We start from the raw sequence: 5896 nt of genomic DNA, 5'->3' as shown, positions 1-5896 counted from the left end.
TGGAGCCTGGGAACGAGAGGTAAAACTTCCGTGCCCTTCCGTGTGTTCCGTGGGCGAAACCTCCTGGCTTTCTTTGAAAATGAAACAACATGTTGTTTCGAAATTTGTGCTAAGCGCCTAAAGGCAAGGTAAGCATCAATCAAACCTTATCAATTAAGGATCATTTTTGAGCGGTACAGATGCGACTGCAAAAAGTTTTTTTGCAGTTGCAGGTGTCAGCAGTCAGTCTCCGGTCCTTTGAGCACTTCGTGCCCGGAACGTCGGGCCATGTTCAAGAGCATGCTCCTGAATACCAGACCATGTAAAGGGTATGTAAGGTACCAATAGAGTATTCCGGCCGGACCATGGGGCAGAAGTCTGGCTGTCTGGACCAGTTCCACCCTGTCTTGTGCCACCTCCTTCAGCCTGAACTCCAGCATGGCCTCCCCCGGCAGCTTCATTTCCGAGAGCAGGAGCAGGACATACGGCGGTTCAGAACGTAGTACCCTCCAGAAATCCAGGGCATCACCCACCATCAGCCGGGACTGGTCCCTGCGTCCCCGGCGAAGCCCGGGCCCGCCCACCAGGCGATCCATATCCCCCCGGATACGCCATAAAAAATCCATTCCGTACCACCCCCGTGACCCTCCGATATTTTCCAGCAACGGCCACAGCTCCCGGGCAGTTCCCCGGATCTCGACCTTCTGCGCGTACTCAAGGACAGTAGAGTCGGCATAGGATACATCCCCGCGCATAATCCACTCCGGGGCCTCAAGGTGACCGGCATCCATCCAGCAGGTCTGCACCTCGTCGCGGTTGACGGTATTCAGGGCCGCTGCAACAGCCTGACTGCAGCTTAAAAGGTCCTGCGGGATGAGTGCCTTGATTTCCTGGTCCCTGCACACCGCCTTGTCCTTCATGCTCTGAATGATTGTCTCAGCCATATTGGCAGGTATGGGAGTGATCAGGTGTGCAAAGTATGTCAGAATACGGGAACCAAGCCCCGGCATCCTGATGATCAGGCGCCTTTTGAGTCCCGCTTCCCTGGCGTATACCTTGAAAAGGTCAGCATAACTGAGCACCTCGGGACCGCCGATTTCATAGATCTTACCCGATGTTTGAGGTTTTTCCAAACATCCGGCCAGGTACTGGAGTACGTTTTGCACCGCTATGGGCTGGGACAGGGTATTTATCCACCTGGGGGCCGGGATTACAGGCATCCGCTGCACCAGATAGCGGATGAGATCGAATGCAGCGCTGCCCGATCCAAGAATTACCGAGGACCTAAGAATAGTTACCGGAACTTTGCCGGATTGCAGAATGCGGCCTACTTCCGCCCGCAGCTGCAGGTGCCGGGATGCTTCCCGGCTGTCTTCCCCCAGGTCGCTTAAATATATTATGCGCTCCAGACCTTCGCTGGAGGCTGCCCTGGACATGTTTACAGCAGCTGACTTATCTTCATGCTCCTGGTCCGATGTCCTGGATTTCATGGAATGCACCAGATAAAAAGCCGCCCTGCAGCCCCTGGCTGCCCGCCTGAGGCCCAACAGGTCCTGCATGTCGGCAACCACAGTCTTCACCCCAGGTTCGCCGGCCCAGGGCCTGCAGGCAAGCTTGCCGCCAGACCGGGCTACAGCCCTGACCATGTAGCCCTTTTCCAGAAGAATCGGAATCAGCCTGCCACCTATGTAGCCTGTGGCACCGGTTACGAGAATGGGTCTGTGGCTCATACATATCCTGAGTTGCAGTGTTGGCCCGGCAGCCTGAAGTGATTAAGTCGAGACACCGGGGTCAGTCATCAGTGATTACAGGCCCCTTCAGCAGGGGCAGTCCGGATTCCCGGACCATGTTGAACAGCATGGACCTGAGGACCAGGTGGTGCACTCTGTGGGAAATATTCCAGTAGAAAACCCCAGCCAGTCCCCGGGGCAAAAAGCGTACAGTCAGCACCACTTCCACTCTTTTCCCTGGCAGATCCCGGAGGTAAAACTCCAACATGGCCTCGCCGGGATGCTTCATCTCGGAAAGCATCAGGAGAGTGTGCGGAGGCTTTACTTCCAGTGCTCTCCAGAAATCCACCAGCTCGCCTGCTATAAGCTTGTACTGGTTGCTGCGTCCCTGCTGAAGACCATATCCCCCGGCCAGGCGGTCCAGGATCCCGCGGATACCCCACAGGGTATCTGTACCGTACCAGCCGTTGGAACCTCCGATACGCTCCACCAGGGGCCAGAAATCAGAGGCCCTGCCCTGCAGGACCACTCGAAACGATGACTGCAGCTTGGAACCCGCGGCAAAATAGATATCTCCGCAAGCATACCATTCTGCCGGGTTGGGACGATCCCCACCGGTCCAGTCGGCCTGGATGCGGTCCCGGCACAGGATCTGCATGGAGCGGACCATGGCCTGACGCACTGTCAGCAGCTTCTGAGGAATAATTTCACGGATGGAATTATCCCTGCACACAACGGGGTTGCGCATGCCTTCAATGAGGGGCTCGGACAAAGCCGCCGGAACCGGAGTTATTTTTTCAGCACACCAGGCCAGCAGTCCGGGGGTCAGAAAAGGCACCTTGATAAGAATCCTGCGGTGCAGACCGGTTACCTGGGCATAGATCCGGAAAAGATCCTCGTAGCTCAGGATGTCCGGACCTCCTATATCAAATGTGCCCCCGGCAGTCTGGGGCTTTTCCAGGCACCCGGCCAGGTACTCCACCACGTTGCTCACAGCTATGGGCTGCGAGCTGGTGCGAACCCAGGCCGGCGTCAGCATTACAGGCAGTCTTTCGCTCAAGAAGCGGATGAGTTCAAAAGAGGCGCTTCCGGACCCGAGTATTACAGCCGAGCGAAAGATGGTGGTGGGTACATCGCTTTTTTGAAGTATCCTGCCCACCTCGGCCCTGGAGCGCAGGTGCTTGCTGAGGTTGGGCCTGTCCTCGCCGAGCCCGCTTAGATATATTATTCGCTGAAGCCCTTTTTGCTCAGCCATGCGGGCCATATTGACGGCTGCTTTCCGGTCGGCCGCCGAAAAGTCATGCACACTGCTGCTCATGGAGTGCACCAGGTAGTAGGCTGCACTGCAACCTTGCAGGACCCTGCCCAGGGAAGCGGGGTCCATCAGGTCGGCACAGGCCACTTCCAGCCCGGGGTGATTGATCCAGGTCTTGCAGTCCAGCCTGGACCGGGAGCGCACCATGGCCCGGACCGGATATCCCTTGTAAAGAAGCATGGGAATAAGCCTGCTGCCGATATAGCCTGAGGCTCCGGTGACAAGAATTGGTTTGCTGTCCATGTATCCCCCCGAATAAATACATGTTGATAGTCTTTACGCCTGCAGAGGCGGGGAACATAAGGCGCTTAGCACAAATTTCGAAACAAGAGGAGTAACTCACTTAATCAGATGCGGGGCGGTCACATTCCACGATGAAAAGCGCTGTCTGATACCTGGCGTGCTAGCCCGGGTCTGTCAACAATAAGCCGCGCTTCATGATTGATTTGACCTGCTGAATATGCCCCAAAAGCTGATCTTTGGCAAACTGTCGGGAGCAGCAGAAGCTGCAGCGGCTGAAGTGTTGCCTGTCAGGCAACAATAAGCTACAATGAATTCCCTAGACATTCAGATCTGCAGCTGAACAGATACCCTTGGATACGCTTGTAATCTACTGACAGTTGCCATGCAGTGATTACACAACAGCGAAACTTCTAAATTTTTATCTGTTTAGCGCTTTGCATGTGGCACGGGGACTGGCTCTCCCCGCACTTATTTTTCTGAAGGATGATTGACAGGTTTTAAAAAATAAGTGCGGGGAGAGCCAGTCCCCGGAGGTTAATAAATAAGTTTTGCTGTAGTGGTAATAAACAATCCCGAGGAAGACACATGAACAGGGAAAACCTGGTTGTAAAGAAATCTCTAGAGACCACTCCGAAAGCGGATTCGTCAAATTCCAACTGCTGGGATGTCATGCAGTGCGGCAGGGGACCTGGTCAGGGGCTTGACGAAGAAAACCTCTGTCCCGCAGCCGGAGAAAACCGTCTGGACGGGGTTCACGGAGGCCGGCAGGCTGGACGCGCCTGCTGGGTGGTTGCAGGCACATGCTCCGGAGGAAGCGTCCAGGGCCAGTACGCTCAGACCATTACCAAATGCCGTCACTGCATGTTTTATCAGCAGGTCCTGAGCGAAGAAAAAGACTCTTTTCTGGATACGGTCAACCTGTTTCAAAAACTCATGGAGGCCGGCAGAATAACCGGCAGAATAAAGCGCCTGGGTTTGATTGTGGGAGGTTCGGGCTTTATCGGCGGGACCCTGATGCACTACTTCAAGTCCAGGTATGGCGATTCTTTTGAGATTCTGGCCCCCAACAGCAAACGGCTAAGCCTGAGAGTACCCGGAGACATTAGCTCCTATCTGAGCACCTATCGTCCGGACTTTATCATCAACTGCGCCATACCCCCCCTGGACGGAGGAGCTCAGCTGGCCTACGAAGTGAATTATCTGGGCAGCATCAACCTGGCCAGGGCTGCCATGGCCCTCAGGGTGCCCTTTATCCATTTTAGCTCGGCAGCACTGCAACCCATGGGTGAAAATGTTACAGAAGACGAGCAGTTACCGCTGTCCACCTCTCTGCCGTTTTATCCCCGTTCCAAGCTCATGGCCGATATCACCCTGAGGCACCTGCACGAGACCAGGGGGCTGGACTGCACCATAATCCGGCTGGGAGTTGTGTATGGAAAACATGACCACAAGATTCAGGGATTTCAACGCCTGCTGTTTTCCATCGCCACCCAGTCCATGATGTTTCTTTTGACCCGGCCCGGGATAAGACACTCCTATACCCATACCGAGAAAATCGGACCATTTGTACATCATATTCTGGAAAACCGGGCGGAATACACCGGCAGGACTTTTCACTTTGTGGACCCGGAACCGGTGGAGTTGAGCCGGTTGGTGCTGGAGGTAAAAAAAGCCCTGGGCCTGAAAAAGCCCCGGGAATTATACGTACCTTACCCCTTCGCCAGGCTTGGCCGTTCCAGTTTGAAATTGTTTCTGCGGATGCTTCGTCCCCTGGGGTTTGACGGTCGTCTGCCTCAGGAACTTATGTTTCTGGACAAGTTTTACAAAAGCCAGATTCTGTCCGTGGAAAGGCTTCGCAATTCAAGCTTCGGCATCCCCGACCCGGAGGTGACCATCTTCAGCGAACTGCCGGACATAGTCAAATATTACGTGGCCCGCTGGCAGCATTACAACCTGATACCAATTGTGGATAAGGAACTTTTGCAGACTGCTCCCGGCACCCGGACGTTCCAGAATGACCCTGAGGCGCTGCTGGAAAACATGCACAGTAATACCGACAACTATCTGGCTGACTTCGACTCCCTGCGGGATTAAGGCCTGGCGGTACAGCCTTATTGAGCGGGATCCGGTATTTCCGGTGCAGGCACAATATCTAAGTCCCTGGCAGCTTTCTCTTGTTCCGGGATCTCAGGTACCTTTTCCTCAACTGTGGGCTTTTCCCCGTTTTCTGGCTCGATCTCGGAGGGGTCTTGGCAGCCCAGGGTTCCAAAAGCAAGCAGGGCACCCAGCAGCAGGGCGAAAAAAAGCCTCGATGTTTTCATAAACAACACCTCTTGAGGTTCGACGTTTAAAGCTACTTATAACCTTATTTGAAAACCGGGCAGCTAGTCAATACTTAACGGCTGTGAAAATTGTTCTGTCACAACATGGACACTTTTTTTGTTGGCAGGGGCAGATTCTCCCCGCACTTATTTTTTTGGGTACCTGTTTAGCACTACAGCGAAACTAATTTATTGACCTGCGGGGTCTGGCTCTCACCGTATCTGTTTAGCAATCTGGAAGGGGACTGGCTCTTTTGCCGCCGGATAGTCCGGCCGTTTTACGGTTTGAGGTCGGCAAAAGTGCCTGT

The 5896-nt window shown here is 54.4% G+C and carries 4 protein-coding genes; 1 reads left to right on the top strand and 3 read right to left on the bottom strand.

The window, feature by feature from the left end; genetic code table 11:
* Window positions 1-215: 215 nt before the first annotated feature.
* Both QZP87_RS09120 and QZP87_RS09115 read right to left on the bottom strand, forming a co-directional pair.
* A complete protein-coding gene (locus QZP87_RS09120; RefSeq protein WP_291322607.1) occupies window positions 216-1709 on the bottom strand; it encodes an SDR family oxidoreductase in 1494 nt (497 codons plus the stop codon).
* A 61-nt stretch (window positions 1710-1770) separates the two neighbouring features.
* Complete coding sequence (locus tag QZP87_RS09115) at window positions 1771-3267, bottom strand: SDR family oxidoreductase (protein ID WP_291322606.1); 1497 nt, start codon at window positions 3265-3267, stop codon at window positions 1771-1773.
* Between the two features lie 585 nt (window positions 3268-3852).
* Here QZP87_RS09115 and QZP87_RS09110 point away from each other — a divergent pair.
* Window positions 3853-5361, top strand: coding sequence for an NAD(P)-dependent oxidoreductase (locus QZP87_RS09110; RefSeq protein WP_291322605.1), 1509 nt, complete (start codon window positions 3853-3855; stop codon window positions 5359-5361).
* Between the two features lie 17 nt (window positions 5362-5378).
* On the opposite strand, the gene QZP87_RS09105 is transcribed toward QZP87_RS09110, so the two are convergent.
* Window positions 5379-5588, bottom strand: a complete 210-nt coding sequence (locus QZP87_RS09105) for a hypothetical protein (protein ID WP_291322604.1) — start codon at window positions 5586-5588, stop codon at window positions 5379-5381.
* Window positions 5589-5896 lie beyond the last annotated feature (308 nt).

This window comes from Desulfonatronospira sp., assembly GCA_003563255.1.
GTDB lineage: Bacteria > Desulfobacterota > Desulfovibrionia > Desulfovibrionales > Desulfonatronovibrionaceae > Desulfonatronospira.
The sequence above is the reverse complement of the archived record's forward strand: the minus strand, read 5'-3'. Positions and strand labels throughout refer to the sequence as shown.

Excerpts from the sequence above, each read along its gene's own strand:
- QZP87_RS09120 (WP_291322607.1), bottom strand. The coding sequence starts at position 1,709 with ATGAGCCACAGACCCATTCTCGTAACCGGTGCCACAGGCTACATAGGT.
- QZP87_RS09115 (WP_291322606.1), bottom strand. The coding sequence starts at position 3,267 with ATGGACAGCAAACCAATTCTTGTCACCGGAGCCTCAGGCTATATCGGC.
- QZP87_RS09110 (WP_291322605.1), top strand. The coding sequence starts at position 3,853 with ATGAACAGGGAAAACCTGGTTGTAAAGAAATCTCTAGAGACCACTCCG.
- QZP87_RS09105 (WP_291322604.1), bottom strand. The coding sequence starts at position 5,588 with ATGAAAACATCGAGGCTTTTTTTCGCCCTGCTGCTGGGTGCCCTGCTT.